This is a genomic window from Vitreimonas flagellata, from assembly GCF_004634425.1.
In the GTDB taxonomy this organism is placed as follows: domain Bacteria; phylum Pseudomonadota; class Alphaproteobacteria; order Caulobacterales; family Aquidulcibacteraceae; genus Vitreimonas; species Vitreimonas flagellata.
Genome location: NZ_SBJL01000001.1, coordinates 705,377 through 720,094, shown reverse-complemented (window position 1 = coordinate 720,094; position 14,718 = coordinate 705,377). Strand labels below are relative to the sequence as shown.

Sequence of the window (14,718 nt, the reverse complement as noted above, 5' to 3'; positions counted from 1 at the left end):
ACGGCGCTCAGAACCGCCAGCCCTTTTTCGGTCGGGCGTGACCCCAAGCGCTAGATTTTTCAACGCGGACCCTGGGGGGCTGCCAACGAGCAAAACGACTGGAAGGGAATCGGGCTCCGTGCGCATCTCAGGGGATGGTCACGACACATCTCATTCCTGGCGATTTGGCTGACCTCTATGAGGTGCATGAATGGCGCAATGCCGCAGGCGTGATGTCCACTGCCTGTCCGCAGGAATGGCGGGAACTGTTAGATTGTCTTCGGTCATTCCGCTTGTTGCGGAGCGAGATACTTATTCCGGGTGGGAATCGATCCTTCATTTCGGATCGCTTTGAGAAGCCATTCAATGAGAGAGGCTGGACGGAGCGCGAGTTTCGCACCGGGATACAGGTCGACGGCGAAGTTACACCGTCGCCCACGCACTCCGTGGACTGCTTCAAGGGGCGGGTTGCGCTTGAGCTCGAGTGGAATAACAAGGATCCATTCTACGATCGAGACTTGAATAATTTTCGGCTGCTGTTCGAACTTCGTGTGATCGACCTCGGAGTCATCGTTACACGCTCTGACCACCTGCAGGACATCTTCAAGCAGCTAGGACGTGGCGCAAGCTACGGTGCGTCAACCACTCATATGTCGAAGCTCTTGCCGAAGATTCAGGGCGGCGGTGGCGGTGGATGCCCGATTCTAGTATTCGGGATTACGAGGAATCTCTATGTCGAAGATGAAACGCCCGAGCCAATCTCAGTTAGCTTTGAGCCTGGAGAAGACGCCGGCGAGTGAACTATTGGCGTTCACTAAGGGGCAGCGTTTTTCCACAATCCTGGCGGATCCGCCTTGGCAGTTCCAAAATCGCACAGGCAAGGTCGCTCCAGAGCACCGGAGGCTTTCACGATATGAGACGATGACGCTCGAAGAGATTTGCGCGTTGCCCGTTAGCATGGTCTCGGCAGACACCGCCCACCTCTACTTGTGGGTACCCAACGCGCTCTTGCCCGAAGGGCTTCGCGTCATGGAGGCGTGGGGGTTCAAGTACAAATCGAACATCATTTGGCACAAGGTGCGCAAGGATGGCGGGTCCGACGGCCGCGGTGTTGGATTCTACTTTCGGAATGTCACGGAGATCTTGTTATTTGGCGTGCGCGGGAAGAATGCACGCACCCTTGGACCTGGGCGCAGTCAGGTCAATCTTCTCGCGACGAGGAAGCGTGAGCACTCGCGAAAGCCGGACGAGATTTTCCCGATTATCGAGGCATGTAGCCCTGGCCCGTATCTGGAGCTCTTCGCGCGCGGGACACGTCCTGGATGGGCGCTTTGGGGCAATCAAGCTGATGAAAGCTATGCTCCCACGTGGGACACGTACTCTAATCACAGTCAGTCGAATGTGGTTTCGATTGGCAAAGTGAAAAAGGCAACTGAGAAGGCCACAAGTGAACGTCGCAAGCCATCGCCATCCAAGAAACGAAAGTCCGCGTAGTGTCGCTGCTAGCCGAGAACGTGCACGAACATATGCGCGGCTTGGGTCTAGGAGCGTTGGCCCACGCCAACTGGCACGCGAACCGCAAAAGTTTAGAGAATAAGTACTGGTCCGAGCTTTCGGTACTTCAAGCGTCGCACGCGGGCGAATTGTTGATCAAGGCGAGGATCGCGCAAGAGCATCCATTGTTGATCTTGACGTGACCCCCGTTTCTCATCCAGCCGCCACTGGAGTCCGGTCGTCATTGATCCGCTCCCCAGCCACTTAGCCGGGCTTATCAAAGCCACGCCCTTTCAATCGCGAACCAAACTTCTTTCGTCGCTCATACTGGCTTGACGTTTCGCCATTGAGCCGCTTGGCCCTGGCGATCGCCTTCACATCGCGCAAGGTTTTCACTTGTGGCAGGCCACACACATCAATTGATACGGCTTGCCAGGTCGCAAAGCGTTGGGCGTTGAGTGCTCGGCGATCAGGCCTTCCGTTTCTTCGCACTCGGCGACGCAGCACGTGCCGCCTTGCGCCTCGAGCAACGCATCGTATTCGCGCTGCGTGAGATAGAGCCGGCTCATTGGCCGGCTCCTGTGATCGGTTCAGGCAATCGCTCGATCTTTCGAGCGATGAAGACCAAGCTGAAGAACCCAAGTTCGCCGACCTGGCGGCGATGTTGCTCGATCTCGCCATCGACCCGGACCTGATCACCTTGGCGAAGATGTTGCGCCGCGATCTTGCGCGGATCTGCGTCGCGAACGCTGCACAATATCCATGACAGGCGGGGTTGGGCGTCAGTGCGTGCAACCAGTGTTTCAAGGACGAGCGTCGTTTCATCGGGTGCATTGGTCAGGACAGAGCTGACTGTGCCGGTGAGCGTGAATGAAAGCATGGAGGAGATCCGACGCCGGAAGCGCCGGCGGCGCGCCGCGAGCCGTCCCCGCGACGTCTTGCGTTTGGCGCACGCGGGATCGAGGACGCGCGCAAGGGCGCGTCAGCGCCGAGGGCTTGCCCTTGCGCGGGGCCGCCCGCGTGCGATGCAGATGAGGAGCGGGGAGGGCGCGCGGCGTGTGCGTGCGGGCCCAGCCAACCGATCGTGTCAAAGCACGCTGGGGCCGCTTCGGGGCATTTGCGGAAGTGGGCGATTCCGTCGACCGCAGCGGACTCAGTTATAGGCGGGCGTGCGGCATTCGACGGCGCGGCGCTTCAGCGTTTCGACAATGAAAAATACCAAACCTTCGCCGCGCCGGGCGTCGGTTCATATTGGAAGCTGTCTTCCAGGGTTTCGATCGCCGCCAGAACGGTCTGCAGCGCGGCGGCGGAGTAGGCGCCGCTGCTTCCCGTCGCCCAGTGGGATACGAAATTGCTGGTGATGCTGGTCACGCGCTGGTCAAGCGCCGTTTCCTGCGCCGGCTCCAGAACCAGATCGCCAGCCTTCTTGTGCAAAGCCACCGCGTCCTGGACGGCTTTTAGAAGCTTGCCGACCATCTTCTGCTCATCGCTGTACGCAATGTCGATCGGCACCGGGATCCGACATTTGCTGATGATGAAGCTGAGTTGGTACTCGAGGTACTGCCGGATGAAGGGTGCCGCGTCCGTCGCGCGACCCTGGTTCAGCAGGTCCTTCGTTCCATCGCGCACCTTGTTGATCGCCCCCGTCTGCGGGAGCACCGCCAACTGCGGCGTCCCCTCAAGGCGTTGGTGCTGCCAGCCCGCGCTGTTGCCGTTGGTGTTGAACAGCTTCTCCAGCATGGTGTCATGGCTGAGAATGATGATCTGTGGACCGTCTGCCACCTCGGGGCGGGCGAACTGCAGTCGGATGACGTCGATGAGATTGAGCTGGTGTCCGGCGTCAAGGCTCGAGGTGACGTCGTCAAGGATCATGAACTTGGGCGCGCCGCCGTAGAGCGACGCGGCCGCCAGATAGACCGAGACCGCGAACCCGTTTCGGAAGCTCTCAGACAACAAAGCCTGGGCCGAGACATCCTTCAGCGACCAGAACTCCGTCAGGCTGATCGCGATTTCTTCGGTGCCGGTTCGCTTGGCCAGCCCGGGGACAACGGATTGGCCCATGATCGCCTTGAAGAGATTGCGGCAAACCGGGAGCACCTTCTGTAGGCGCTCATTCGCCATTGCGCTCTCGGCGCCGGCGAAGGCCGTGTTCGCGCCATCGACGAAGGTCTTGATGCGAGCGATGCGGTCTTCGATCGCGCTCTCGCGGGCATGGGCTTCTTCGTGGTTGGCGACGTCGCTCCAATGCGTTTGGAGCCGACGACTGACGTTGATGGCATTGGTGGCGGCGGCCATTGATGGCGGCAGGGTGCCGGCCAGGGTGTCGCGCGCCGTGCGCGCCTCCGCGAGTGAGGTCGCAATTTGTGTGCGGATCGTCGCGAGGTGGGTGGCGAGCGTCGTTGCATCCGCCGCAGTCAGCTCGCCCTTGGCTCCCCTTGCGAGAAGCGGTTTCAGGGCTTCAACATCGGCCACCGGCAGATGGGCTTTGCCCAACGCGGAGACTTCAGCCCAGGAGCCAGCCGTCCACGCCGCGACGCCGGCCGTGGTTTCTTCATCGACCTTCTCATACTCGGCGATCTTCGCATGTACGAGGTCCAGCACGGAAGAGCCGTCATCCCGGTCGCAGGTGGGGCAACGGCTGCTCGGCCAGGCGGCTTGCACAAGCACCTTCTCACTCGCGCGATAGACTTCGTTCAACAAGTCACCCGCCGTGAGGGCGACCGCAGCGTCGCGGCGCGCGGCGATGGCGGCCAGCTCCTCCACTTCCGCTTCCGATGCTCCCTTCTTCTCGGCCTCTTCAAGGTTCGAGATCGTCTGCGTCAGCTCGCCGTGGCGCTTCTTCGTTTCTCCGCCTTCTTCCTCGATGATGGTGCTCAGGCAGGCGTCGAGATCGACCTGGGCGAAAGTCTGGCCGTCGCAGTGCTTGGCGAGCACCTGGATGCCGCTGAGAGCGCTATGGCAGCGTGCTTGCGCGTCGGACCTTTCGGTCGCTGGCTCCAGCGGCTCCTTGATCAGGATTTCGTAGTCGGCCCCGATACGCGCGGACACGTCTGCGATTGATCGGCTGGCGGCCTTCTTGCGCGCGTCCACCGCAGTCCGGTCAAAGTGATTATTGAACGCGCGCGTGTTTGAGAGCATGTCGAGTGTTCGGCGCATGGCGGCGTATTGCGCCAGACCGAGCAGCCCCGCGAAATTGCGACCGCGGTTCAGCGACGTTTCACTAATGAACCGCTGGAAGGTTTGCCCGTCCAACAAAACGAACTCGCGATAGAGCTCTTCCAGCAGAGCTTCACCATCGACGCCGTTCGTTGCACTCACTGTCCGCTTGCCCGTGGCGTCGAGCTTCACCGTTATGGCGATCGACGCGGAGCCGTCGGTCGGCTTGACCTTGAGGATGACCGTGCCGACTCCGCCGCTGTGAAAGCGGTTCAGGTAGTAGTCACGGCCTTTTTCCGCGGCGTGCAAATCGTCGAGCTTCGGAATGCTCTTGCGCAGCGCATAGGTGAGGGCGTCGAAGATCGAGCTCTTTCCGACGCCGTTGGGTGCGGAAATCGAACTGACGGCGCTCGTTTTGAATTTGAGGATGAGCGGTGCGTTTTCATTGTTGATGCCCCGAAAACCCTCGATGTCGAGTTGCTCGAGGAGCCAGCCGACGGTCGCTTTGGTGGGCGCGGTAAAAGGCGGCGTCTGCGAGACCTCGTTCGCGCCGGCTTCGCTGGCGCCGCTCTCCGCTCCGGCGGCAGCGGCCTGTTCGGCCTTCGCCTCCTTTGCGGCCTCTGCGGTCTTGATCGCTGTCATCAGGTGATCGAGGACGGCTTCTCGGTCGAGCCGTCCGTCCGCATGGGCCTGAACATCGACCAGGAAGTCGTAAGCCAGATCTTGGTCCAGTGACCGCAGATGCTCGTCAAACAAGGCGAGGTTTTCGGCGAACGTGCCGGTATCTTTGAATTTGATCGTCATGATGTTTCACCCGAGCATGGGGTTTAGCGGAGCGGGACAAGATTGCTACCCTCGATTGCGACGGGCGCTTCCATCTCGCCTGGGTGTGTGCTCGGCGTCTAACCGTCGCTCCGGGCGAAGCGCAGCGTCTGGTCTGTACAAATGAGGTGGACACCACGCCAGGGATCCGAGGCGAGCGCATGACGAGCGGCGATCGCGCCCCGTCCGTACAAGACAGCAGATTGCGCTGTTCATTCGGCGCGGCGACCAACCGAGTGATGCCGCCCGACATCGATCTCTTGGCGACCCGGGCGTTGGTGATCGAGGTGGGCGTCAACACGACGGCGAAATGCGTCATCTCGCCGAGGCCGGCCTCCATCTTCTCGCGCAGGCTGTCGCCGGGTTGCGCCGCGTCGCTCGAAGGCTAGGCGTTGAGCACATCGCCGTGTCGGTGGCGTGTAAGGCCGCGGAGAGGCGGGGTAGCTAGTACCCGAACTGCTCAAGCGCGAGATGAGCGCCGAGCATGAGCGGCACGGTCGCAACGGACACAAGCATGCCGACGAAGAAGGCCAGACCCGCCAATTGCCAAGCGGGGCGCGCAGTCTCTCCGGCTTTGATCTGTCGATAGTCCAAGTCGACGATGTAAATCGCCGCCACGCTGCCGGCGGCCAAATTCGATTGCAGCGATGAGCTGACGTACTGCCAGGTGCGTGGCCGAGGGACGCGGAGTCACGCAAACCACGACCGCTTCCGCCGTATAGCGGACGGTCGACGACTGCTATACGGCGCGCATGCGAGAACAGCCGTTATTGGGATACTTTTGACGTCTATTTCCGCTTCTCAAACCCACGCCCACGCCGCCGCGATCCATATCTCTTCCGGCGCTCATACTGGCTCGACGTCTCTCCGTTGAGGCGCTTAGCCTTCGCGATCGCCTTCACGTCCCGCAACGTCTTCACTTTGTGACAGGCGACGCACATCAGCTGATCGGGCTTGCCGGCCTTGAGTGCATTCGGCGTTGAATGTTCCGCGATCAGGTCTCCGGTCTCCTCGCAATCCGCAACGCAGCACACCGCCCTGGCGTTCAAGAAGCGCCGCATGCTCGCGCGCCGTGAGATAAAGCCGGCTCATGATTGCTCTCCATCGTGCGGAGAGGGCAGGCGCTCGATCGTCTGGGCAACAAAGCCCACGCTATGGAAGGCAAGTTCGCCAACCTGGCGGCGGCGCTGCTCGATCTCGCCTTCGATGCGGACAAGATCGCCCGGGCGAAAGCATTCCAGGATACGCGCACGCAGAGCATGATCCCGTGCGACGCAGATCACCCAGGCCGCGCGTGGTGATTGGTCTGGACGATTAAGCGGAGACGAGATGGCAAGCGTGACTTCATCGGGTGCAGTCGTCAGCACGCAGCCGATCGTGCCGGAAAGAGCAAAGGAGAGCATGGCAGACAGTCCAGCCGGATCGCGCCGGCGCGCGCCGCGAGCCGTCCCCGCGACGCCTATGTCGAGCGCACGCGGGAAGAGGGCGGGCGCAAGGCGCGCGGAACGCGCCCGTGAGGCTTGGCCTTGCGCACGCCCGACCGCGTGCGATGCTGAGGCTAAAGGGGACAGGATCGGGGCGAAGTTTACCGGCTTTCAGGCTTGGGTCAGGCTGGTATAGTCCGCGCCACATGCCGTACCGCTACGCCGCTTTCATATCATACTCGAGCATCGACGCGGCGTTCGCCAAGCGCCTCCACCGGACGCTCGAAGTCTACCAAGTGCCGAAGTCACTTGGACAGGTGCGGATCACTGAGGGCGGCAAGTCGAATCGGATCTATCCCGTATTCCGTGATCGTGAAGAGCTCGCCGCCGGGCAGCTGAGCGAGGGCATTGAAGCAAGCCTTCGCGCATCTTCGGCTCTCATCGTTGTGTGCTCCAGCGCTGCGGCCGCCAGTCAATGGGTGCAAAAAGAGATCGAGTACTTCAAGACGCTGCCGCAGGGCGGACGGATATTCTCGATCATAGCAGAAACTGTCCCGGCTGATGAGGCGGGCAAGGATCGCACGCGTGCGTGTTTGCCTGTCGCACTTGGTCCTGAACCGCTCGCGGCAGATGCTCGCTCCGGCAAAGACGGATTCCGGTACGCGTTGCTCAAGCTCATCGCGGGTATAATCAACGTGAGCCCGGGCGTTCTGCGTGACAGGGACAAAGCCCAGCGTCAGCGAAGTCTCGTGCAGCGTGTGCTGCTCGGCGTTGCCGTTGGTTTCTTTGTCCTGACAGGTCTTTCAACCGTCGCAGAACTCGGACGTCGCAGCGATCTGGCGCGCCGGGGTGAGGCGTTTGCTGCGCTTTCGCCTGTCGCGGCAGTGCTCCGCGCTGAGCCTGATGGCGCGAACCTGGCGGCGGGTGATATTGTTCGAGGAGCAGCTTTGCTGCGTACGTCGGCCGAAATATCTGCGACCGGGTTCTCGGAAGACGAGCGCTTTGCCGTTATCGGTCTGAGCGATGGCTCGCTGCTGCGATTTGCTTCGGAAACGAGGGAAATGGCGCCCATCAGCTGGACCCGCGCGTGCAATGACAAGGCCGACACGATCTGGAATGAATGTGCAGTGTTTGCCGTCGCCGTTAGCGGCGACCGCATTGCATCCGCCGATGCCGACGGCAACGTTGCCGCCTTCGACCGGGACGGCGCTCTTCTCGCCCAACATCCGATGCATGATAGCGCAATTGTGGGGCTGACGTTGCTTCCAGGAGCGCGCAATCATCTGATCAGCGCCGATATCCAGGGCGAGATGGCAGTGTTGTCGTGGCCCGATTTGCGCCCTCTGCGCCGTATCGACGCTGGTTGCCGTGTGACTGACCTTCGCGCGCGCGATGGTGATTCTGTCCTGGTTGATTGCGCTGACGGGCGCGGCCTCATTGTGCAGGCAATGGACGGCGCCGTCATTGCGATCCCGCCGGAGCGGCGGTCTCTTGGCGCATTTCAGCTCTCTGATGTCGTCGAAAATGATGATCGCGCGCGTCTGCGTGCGCACTTCCCAGCCCCGGCTTCTGGCCTTGAGCGCATTCTCGCGCAGTCTGACCGCGCAGTTGTCGCGATTGGGGAAGAAGGTCCCATGATTTTTTATGCCGAGAGGTGGATGCGCGCTCCCTTTGTTGAGGAGTGGAGCTATGACGGACGAGGCATCGAACTCAGTCCCGGCGGACGATTTGTAGTGCTGAGCGCGCGGGGCCAAACCCGTCACGGCGTGATCGATCTCGTCGAATATGCGGAGATGGACATGCTGCTGGCCTCGTCCTCGCACGTGCGCCAGGATGTATGTCGTTCACGCTGGGCTGATGCGCTGCCCAGCGCTACACAAGATCTTTGCGCGCGCAGGGGGCTGCTTTCGCCTGCAGGCTGGATGCAGGCGCCTCAATCCTTCGCCGATCTTTGGCGACGCTAACAGCCGCCCGCGAGAGGGTTCTCGCCTCTCACAGGTGCGAGACTTCCCGACTGCATCTGATAGAGCACAGTGTCGTCGATACGATCACCGAGGAAGCTCCCAGTGAATCGGATAGCCATGTCGTACCCGGCCGGCGGATCGATAACGATACCGACAACTTCGTCGCCTTCGCCGCCGATGCCGTCGTTCCGGTAGGACACGAACTCGCGCGCCAATATCTCTCTTGGGCCGGTGGGGCCGAACGTATAGATCTGCGCAAGTTCGACGATGCAGCCCATCCCGCCGCCGCTGTACCGGCTGAGTAGGGCGGGCTCTCCGTGCAATGTAATCAATTCAGCCTCGCCGCTGCGTCCATACTCTCCGTGGCCGCCGAAGTCGGGGTGCGCGGAGATGAGATCGTAACCGCCGGCTGCTGCGGGTCTGAGATAAAAGGCCGACAGAAACCCGCTTTCGGCATGCGCGGCGTCATCCGAGGTTGTCGCTGTGATCAGGATAGGGGTATCCACGCCGCCAATAACAAAGAGTGGCGCGGTCTGCGGGATCGGACCGGCGGCGCCGAACTCCCCGCGCCGTCCGGGACCGATGAGAACGCCGGTTGTTGCATCGGCGTCGGGGTAAAGTGAACGCATGGCGCTAATGCTGCGCGCGTCCGCCATCGGTAAAGCGTTGACGCCGGTTTCTCCGACGCCCGCAGAATCGGTCTCATTAGACGCGAGGGAGATCGGCGGAGCACCGGCCGTGTCGCTCTTGCTCTGCCAGAAATACCAAACGCCGGCTGCGACCAGTACAACCGCCACCAAAGGCCATGCCCGCATCTGATCCCTCCTGTCCGACAATCGAGATCACCAACGCCGGATACCGGCATGGCGACAGCCATCGATAGCGACGAAACGCTTGCTGGTCCACGAACACCGGAGTTTGCCGGCTTCTGTTGTCCTTTGGCCGAGGCGTCGCTTACTCATGAAGAGTTCGCGACATCTCGTCTGGAGCCCGATTTGGCCTCCTCAAACCAATTTCTCGCCGCTGGTCGCCACCGCTAAGCTGCGCCAGCCACACAAGCGACCAGAAATGAAGATCGCCACGTACAATATGCGTTCTGGAGGACGCGGGCCGTCTCATTGGCGACGCATAGAGAACGCCTTGCCGCCCGACATTCTCCTGGCGCAGGAAGCTGCCGATCCAACGGATTTGTTTGCAACCGATCCCGAGATCGATTGCACCTGGAGTGCGGCAAGCTCAGGCGCGAAGCAGCTGAAGTGGGGGAGTGCGGTGATCGTGCGCGGCATCGTGCGCCAGACTTTGACTGTGCCGGGCTTTGAAGGCTGGATCGTCGGGGCGGAGATCGATGCGCCCAAGACGTTGGGAGATGCGCGGCCGCTGCGTGCGTTTTCGCTGCACGCCCCCACACGTACCGGCGTCTCTTATGTCGAACTTGTGCATGCGGCGCTCGACGCGATGGCGCCTTTCGCCGATGGCGCACATCTGATTATCGGCGGCGATTTCAACCTAACGATCTCGCCGCCCTCTGCATCTGAGAGCCGCAAGATCAAAGCCCAAGAGCAGGCCATCCAGGAACGCCTCCGCATCGAATTCGCCTTGGCCAATTGCTGGCGCTCGGCCAATCCCGAAGCGCCGCTCGCCCAGACGCTGCGCTGGTCGCGCGATCCAAGCATCGCCTATCATATCGATGGTCTCTTCGTGCCGCTCAACTGGCTCTCGCGCCTTCGCGCTTGCCATGTCGTGACCGGTGACGATTGGCTCAGCCTCAGCGACCACAACCCTATCATCGCTGAATTCGATTTCGGCTAGCAGTTCGGCGTCGAGCGATATCGCGCATCCGCGCGAGCGATCGACGCGGACCGGCAAAGTCTAACGGCGCCGTGTCTGGGATGCGTCAGCGATAGAAGCCCGCCAGGGTCGAGACGCGGCACGCGGCTCGGTCGCGCAGCGACTAGAGCGCGGGCCCGCGCTTAGCGGGCGACGCCCAAAATAATTCTCCGCCCGGCTGCCAATCCCACCCCGCTCACTCGTCTTTCCTCAAGACGACATGCGCCCAATCTCTCTCACCCGCTCAGAGCTCCACGCTCTCGTCTGGACGAAACCCCTCAACACGCTCGCCCCTGAACTGGGCCTCACCGATGTGGGCTTAAAGAAGCTCTGCAAGCGCCATGACATCCCAACCCCGCCCCAGGGCCATTGGATCTCCGTCCATCACGGTCGCGCCCGTCCGCACGCATGCGACGCCCCGCACTAAAGGGCCTCCGCTTGCGCTGCCGCTGCGCTCGAGGGTCCGAGGCCGCATTAGGCAATACACGGAGGCGCTCGACGCGAGGGCGCGTCCGCTTGCATCGGCGTGTCAGTTGCGAAAGCCGATGGCGAGCGCGGTGTAATCCTCCACCTCGAAGCTCGTCAGATCTTCGCCAGTGACATATTCCAGACCGATCTTGAAGCGTCCGGTGTCGCTTGGCGTGAGCGCAAGCTCCGCCACCAAGCGATCAGCGTCGCCGCCATCCTCGGTGAAGGCGTCGCGCACGCGATAATCGCCAGTGAGCGAAATCACACCGACCGGCGTTCGAATATAATAGCCGAGTTCGAGATTGCCGCCGATGCGCCCGTATTGATCCATGTCGAGCAGGGCGGTCTTCGCCCCTGGATCGCCCACTTCGGCGAAGTCGGCGACGAACGTCAAATCCCACGAGCACTCGCCGCCGAGGCACCCTTGAATGCGAAACTCGTTGCCATAGCGGCCAAGCCAGATCGGGTTGTAGGTGAGTTCGGCCGTCGTCACGCTGGACTCAAAACCGTCGTCGGTCTCCCAATCAAAAGACGCGTCGAAGAAATGCCCGTCAGGTAATAGCGCGCTTGCGTTGGGGGTCTGTTCGTAAAACGAGAGCAAACCGCCAAAACTGAGATCATTGATTTCCTTGTCTGACGTCGACGAGTGCGTGCGATGATAGCCGAGATAGGGGCGCAGCTCCGCATTGCCGAAGGGACGCGAGATCGTCGGCAGAAGCGCCACACCTTCAAAAGAAGCTGTCTGCTCGCCTGTCTCACGGTCGTCGCGCCCTGACAAAGTCGCGAACGAACGATCGCTCCGCGCATCGGCTTGCGCGCCTTCGAGATCGCGGGCGATCTGAATGCGCCCGAGATAGGTGATCGCGGGATTGACTTGGCGCTGACGCACGGGTGTGTCGCTTACGGGCGCGACCGGCGTCTCCGGCGGCGCGCAGACCACGTGCAGCCAATTGGCGTCGAGCGAGAGAAACCCGCGCACGCGCGCCTCGCGGCTAGCGGGCGCGCTTCGATCCACGACCACATGGGTCCGCTCGGAATCCTCGGCGCCGTCTTCAGCACTGTTGATGATGAAAGCGGTTGCCGAGAACGCAAGACGCCAACGCGCAAGCGCTTGGCCTTCAAGCCCCTCGGCCGTGGGATTGTCGCGCACGAGCGCAACTGAATTTTCCCCGAACCGGGCCAGATTCTGCCGCTCCGACTGAAGCAAGATGACCTCGTGGGCCTGCAAGGCATGCTCGAACACGAGTTCAAGCGGCACTTGGCCGCCGGCCGCGCACGCCTCTTCCGGGATGTGCTCCTGGATCCCTTGCGCGAACGCAGGGGAGGTGACGAACGCGGCGCATAGGGCCGCGGCACTGAGTTTAAACGACCTTGGCATTGGTGTTCACCGAAAGAACCTTGTTCAGGGCCGAGTGCGCCCAGAAAACCGTCTGGTCGGCGGTTTGCGCATAGAGGCTGGCGAGTTCACTGGAGTCAGGCTCAAGTTTGAGTTTGTTGGCGTGCGGCTTGAAGGTCTGGCGCAATCGCACCGCAACTGCGCCGAGAAACGTCCCCAACAGCCGCGAACTCTGAAAGCCGTAAGCTTTGTCCCACTTGCCGGACGGTTTGTATTTCTTCCCGAGGCTATCGAGCTCTTGAGCAAAGGCTGCTTGCACCGCAGCGATCGTTTCGAACGAGCCAATCGTTTTCGCCATCGTCATGCCCCTCCCGCACGCTAAGCGGTCAAGTCAACCCTAGATAGCGCGTCTCGACAAGTCCTATCGCCGCGCGCGCAAGTGTAATGCGTACGACATCAAGCTCAGTCGATTTGAATCCGCAGCCGCACGAGTGGTCGCGGCGAGAGCGAGCGCGGCGGCTTTGTTGGAAACAATTTATTGGCCGCCGCTACGGCATCGTAGCCGCGAACGACATCGACAAAATAGGGCTTCAGTCGCTGATAGCTTTTGGCTTCGGTCTCATAGCTGATCATGAGCGGGCGGAGGTGCTCCCAGGCCTTGTCGGCACCGTCGGCAAAGTCGGACAAGGCCTGGTACGACGCCATCATGCGTCGCCATTGATGTTCACGCAGCACGAAGGTGCTGTCGATCGCGTCAGCGGCTTCCTCGCCATATTTCAGAAGTTTAGCGACTGTCGCCGGCGCCATGGCGAGGTTCAAGCCGCCTTCGCTTTCAAGCAAAGCGACGCGCACGATCCGATCGCGGTAGCCGGGCAGCGACGATTGTAATGTGTCTTGCCAATCCTTTGCTGAATTGAGCAGCGCCATGGCGAAGCCGCCGAGCCCCTTGAACTCCCAGACCGGCAGCGCGTTTCCCTCATCGGCGGTGGCCGGCATGTAGGCGCGTCGCGGCGCATCCTTCATGTCGTCGGGCAGCGGATCGAGACTGATGGCAAAAGTCGGGCGCTGCGGCAGCGATTGGTCGAAGAAATGGATCGGGAAATTGCTGCAGACGCCGCCATCGCTCAGTAAGCAGCGACGCACGCGCAAGGGTTTTGCCGCCAAGCCCAGTGCTGCGCTCTTTTCCTTCTCGGCATAATCGATCGCGTAGACGGGCAGGGTGCAGAGCAGCACGGGAAAGCTGAGACTCATCCGCGTGGCGACCACCACCGGCAGATTCTTCGGTCCTACCATGTCGAGCACGTCGGGCGCTGATGTATGCAGAGGCCCAGGCGTTGTTTCAGCGAGCGCGGCGATCACGTCGGCGGGAAAGTAATTCTTCCACTCGTCCAGTTTGAAACCGATCTTGACGCTGCCGAAATAGGGCAAAAAGTGAGGTCGCCGCAGCGAGAGATTGGTCGTCACCATTCGCAACTTTACGCCGCGCTTGCCTTCGCCTGCGGCGTTCTCAAGATCGCCGAACGTCAGCGGCGCGTGTTTCTCTTGGCCGAACGCAATGTATTGCAGGCTCTCGTGAATCCATTCCGTCAGCGCCGGTTTGTCCGACCCTGGCGTGCGCAGGCCTCGGCAAATGCCGTAATCATTCTTCTCAAGTGCCGTCAGCATCTTTTGTGTGATCTGCACGCCCGGGCCCGCGACCGCGCCAAGGAGTGCGCCGACGACAGCGCCGATGGGACCGCCGAACAGAAAGAACGCGCCGCCAATCGCCGCCGCACCCAGCGGGATCGAGGCCGGAAAGGCGTTGAACACGCCGCCGATCAGATCGAGCGTCGACCCGCGGCTCGTCGCGGTTTTCAGTAATTTGAGCAACGGCTTCAGCGCGGGCGTCGGCTGAAACAGGTCCTCAAGAAGAGCAGGGAGCGCCTCGGCGCGTTCGGCTAGGCGCAGAAAGCCGCCGGCGTCGCCGCGCGCGACCCGCGCATATTCGGCAGCGGCGGTGAAGGCCGCAGCGATCGCGCCGGCCGACGCGCCGCCGATCGATTGAAAGCGATAGCGGTGCGCAAGCTTCACGATCGCGCGCGGATAGACGACGCCCGAGGTAACTCCGCCCTTCATCACGAGATCGCAAGTCTCTTTCGCGGCGAGGATCGCCTCTGCGGAATAAGTCATGAGCGCTCCTTCGGCGCTCAATTATTGTGAAGCGCCGTTCGATGTTCTGACGCATGGCGTGCCGCATGATGCTGGCCGG

General features: G+C 61.6%; 14 protein-coding genes. 5 read left to right on the top strand and 9 right to left on the bottom strand.

The annotated features are described in order from the left end of the window. Positions 1 to 164: 164 nt before the first annotated feature. On the top strand, positions 165 to 779 hold the full coding sequence (locus tag EPJ54_RS03670; protein WP_239590741.1) for a BglII/BstYI family type II restriction endonuclease: 615 nt from the start codon (positions 165 to 167) through the stop codon (positions 777 to 779). Further along, positions 712 to 1,473 carry an MT-A70 family methyltransferase gene (locus EPJ54_RS03665; RefSeq protein WP_135210303.1) on the top strand — a complete coding sequence of 254 codons (762 nt, stop codon included), beginning with the start codon at positions 712 to 714 and terminating at the stop codon, positions 1,471 to 1,473. Before EPJ54_RS03670 ends, EPJ54_RS03665 begins: the two co-directional genes overlap by 68 nt. Before the next feature lie 392 nt (positions 1,474 to 1,865). Here EPJ54_RS03665 and EPJ54_RS19700 read toward each other — a convergent pair whose 3' ends face one another. The 3 genes from EPJ54_RS19700 to EPJ54_RS03650 all read right to left on the bottom strand — a co-directional run bounded on the left by EPJ54_RS19700 (position 1,866) and on the right by EPJ54_RS03650 (position 5,433). Then, on the bottom strand, positions 1,866 to 2,042 hold the full coding sequence (locus EPJ54_RS19700; RefSeq protein ID WP_167755558.1) for a hypothetical protein: 177 nt from the start codon (positions 2,040 to 2,042) through the stop codon (positions 1,866 to 1,868). Then, positions 2,039 to 2,353 (bottom strand): single stranded DNA-binding domain-containing protein, encoded by a 315-nt coding sequence (locus EPJ54_RS19695; protein ID WP_167755557.1) that lies wholly within the window; start codon positions 2,351 to 2,353, stop codon positions 2,039 to 2,041. The genes EPJ54_RS19700 and EPJ54_RS19695 overlap by 4 nt, the downstream gene beginning before the upstream one ends. Positions 2,354 to 2,667: 314 nt before the next feature. Further along, on the bottom strand, positions 2,668 to 5,433 hold the full coding sequence (locus EPJ54_RS03650; protein ID WP_135210300.1) for an AAA family ATPase: 2,766 nt from the start codon (positions 5,431 to 5,433) through the stop codon (positions 2,668 to 2,670). A 179-nt stretch (positions 5,434 to 5,612) separates the two neighbouring features. Here EPJ54_RS03650 and EPJ54_RS03645 point away from each other — a divergent pair, with 179 nt between their 5' ends. Further along, positions 5,613 to 5,840 carry a hypothetical protein gene (locus EPJ54_RS03645; RefSeq protein WP_135210299.1) on the top strand — a complete coding sequence of 76 codons (228 nt, stop codon included), beginning with the start codon at positions 5,613 to 5,615 and terminating at the stop codon, positions 5,838 to 5,840. A 55-nt stretch (positions 5,841 to 5,895) separates the two neighbouring features. Here EPJ54_RS03645 and EPJ54_RS19690 read toward each other — a convergent pair whose 3' ends face one another. Together EPJ54_RS19690 and EPJ54_RS03640 are read right to left on the bottom strand one after the other, a co-directional pair. Beyond that, positions 5,896 to 6,069, bottom strand: a complete 174-nt coding sequence (locus EPJ54_RS19690) for a hypothetical protein (protein WP_167755556.1) — start codon at positions 6,067 to 6,069, stop codon at positions 5,896 to 5,898. Between the two features lie 470 nt (positions 6,070 to 6,539). Continuing rightward, positions 6,540 to 6,854: a hypothetical protein gene (locus EPJ54_RS03640; protein WP_135210298.1), complete on the bottom strand. Its 315-nt coding sequence runs from the start codon at positions 6,852 to 6,854 to the stop codon at positions 6,540 to 6,542. 227 nt (positions 6,855 to 7,081) lie between these two features. Between EPJ54_RS03640 and EPJ54_RS03635 the strand changes: the two genes are divergently transcribed. Then, the gene (locus EPJ54_RS03635) at positions 7,082 to 8,839 is read left to right on the top strand and encodes a toll/interleukin-1 receptor domain-containing protein (RefSeq protein WP_167755555.1); all 1,758 of its coding nucleotides are present in this window, start codon (positions 7,082 to 7,084) and stop codon (positions 8,837 to 8,839) included. Here EPJ54_RS03635 and EPJ54_RS03630 read toward each other — a convergent pair. Further along, positions 8,836 to 9,654 (bottom strand): hypothetical protein, encoded by an 819-nt coding sequence (locus tag EPJ54_RS03630; RefSeq protein ID WP_135210296.1) that lies wholly within the window; start codon positions 9,652 to 9,654, stop codon positions 8,836 to 8,838. The genes EPJ54_RS03635 and EPJ54_RS03630 overlap by 4 nt on opposite strands. A gap of 253 nt (positions 9,655 to 9,907) precedes the next feature. Here EPJ54_RS03630 and EPJ54_RS03625 point away from each other — a divergent pair, with 253 nt between their 5' ends. Next, entirely contained in the window at positions 9,908 to 10,648 is a 741-nt protein-coding gene (locus EPJ54_RS03625; protein ID WP_135210295.1) for an endonuclease/exonuclease/phosphatase family protein, read from the top strand. 547 nt (positions 10,649 to 11,195) lie between these two features. Here the strand turns inward: EPJ54_RS03625 and EPJ54_RS03620 are convergent. The 3 genes from EPJ54_RS03620 to EPJ54_RS03610 all read right to left on the bottom strand — a co-directional run bounded on the left by EPJ54_RS03620 (position 11,196) and on the right by EPJ54_RS03610 (position 14,639). After that, positions 11,196 to 12,512, bottom strand: a complete 1,317-nt coding sequence (locus EPJ54_RS03620) for a hypothetical protein (protein ID WP_135210294.1) — start codon at positions 12,510 to 12,512, stop codon at positions 11,196 to 11,198. Further along, positions 12,496 to 12,828: a hypothetical protein gene (locus tag EPJ54_RS03615; protein ID WP_167755554.1), complete on the bottom strand. Its 333-nt coding sequence runs from the start codon at positions 12,826 to 12,828 to the stop codon at positions 12,496 to 12,498. Before EPJ54_RS03615 ends, EPJ54_RS03620 begins: the two co-directional genes overlap by 17 nt. A 104-nt stretch (positions 12,829 to 12,932) precedes the next feature. Next, on the bottom strand, positions 12,933 to 14,639 hold the full coding sequence (locus EPJ54_RS03610; protein ID WP_135210292.1) for a patatin-like phospholipase domain-containing protein: 1,707 nt from the start codon (positions 14,637 to 14,639) through the stop codon (positions 12,933 to 12,935). Between the last annotated feature and the right edge of the window lie 79 nt (positions 14,640 to 14,718).

What these genes read in the sequence shown, in the direction of transcription:
- EPJ54_RS03665 (WP_135210303.1), top strand. Translation starts at nt 712, where the DNA reads ATGTCGAAGATGAAACGCCCGAGCCAATCTCAGTTAGCTTTGAGCCTG.
- EPJ54_RS19700 (WP_167755558.1), bottom strand. Translation starts at nt 2,042, where the DNA reads ATGAGCCGGCTCTATCTCACGCAGCGCGAATACGATGCGTTGCTCGAG.
- EPJ54_RS19695 (WP_167755557.1), bottom strand. Translation starts at nt 2,353, where the DNA reads ATGCTTTCATTCACGCTCACCGGCACAGTCAGCTCTGTCCTGACCAAT.
- EPJ54_RS03650 (WP_135210300.1), bottom strand. Translation starts at nt 5,433, where the DNA reads ATGACGATCAAATTCAAAGATACCGGCACGTTCGCCGAAAACCTCGCC.
- EPJ54_RS03645 (WP_135210299.1), top strand. Translation starts at nt 5,613, where the DNA reads ATGACGAGCGGCGATCGCGCCCCGTCCGTACAAGACAGCAGATTGCGC.
- EPJ54_RS03640 (WP_135210298.1), bottom strand. Translation starts at nt 6,854, where the DNA reads ATGCTCTCCTTTGCTCTTTCCGGCACGATCGGCTGCGTGCTGACGACT.
- EPJ54_RS03635 (WP_167755555.1), top strand. Translation starts at nt 7,082, where the DNA reads ATGCCGTACCGCTACGCCGCTTTCATATCATACTCGAGCATCGACGCG.
- EPJ54_RS03630 (WP_135210296.1), bottom strand. Translation starts at nt 9,654, where the DNA reads ATGCGGGCATGGCCTTTGGTGGCGGTTGTACTGGTCGCAGCCGGCGTT.
- EPJ54_RS03625 (WP_135210295.1), top strand. Translation starts at nt 9,908, where the DNA reads ATGAAGATCGCCACGTACAATATGCGTTCTGGAGGACGCGGGCCGTCT.
- EPJ54_RS03620 (WP_135210294.1), bottom strand. Translation starts at nt 12,512, where the DNA reads ATGCCAAGGTCGTTTAAACTCAGTGCCGCGGCCCTATGCGCCGCGTTC.
- EPJ54_RS03615 (WP_167755554.1), bottom strand. Translation starts at nt 12,828, where the DNA reads ATGGCGAAAACGATTGGCTCGTTCGAAACGATCGCTGCGGTGCAAGCA.
- EPJ54_RS03610 (WP_135210292.1), bottom strand. Translation starts at nt 14,639, where the DNA reads ATGACTTATTCCGCAGAGGCGATCCTCGCCGCGAAAGAGACTTGCGAT.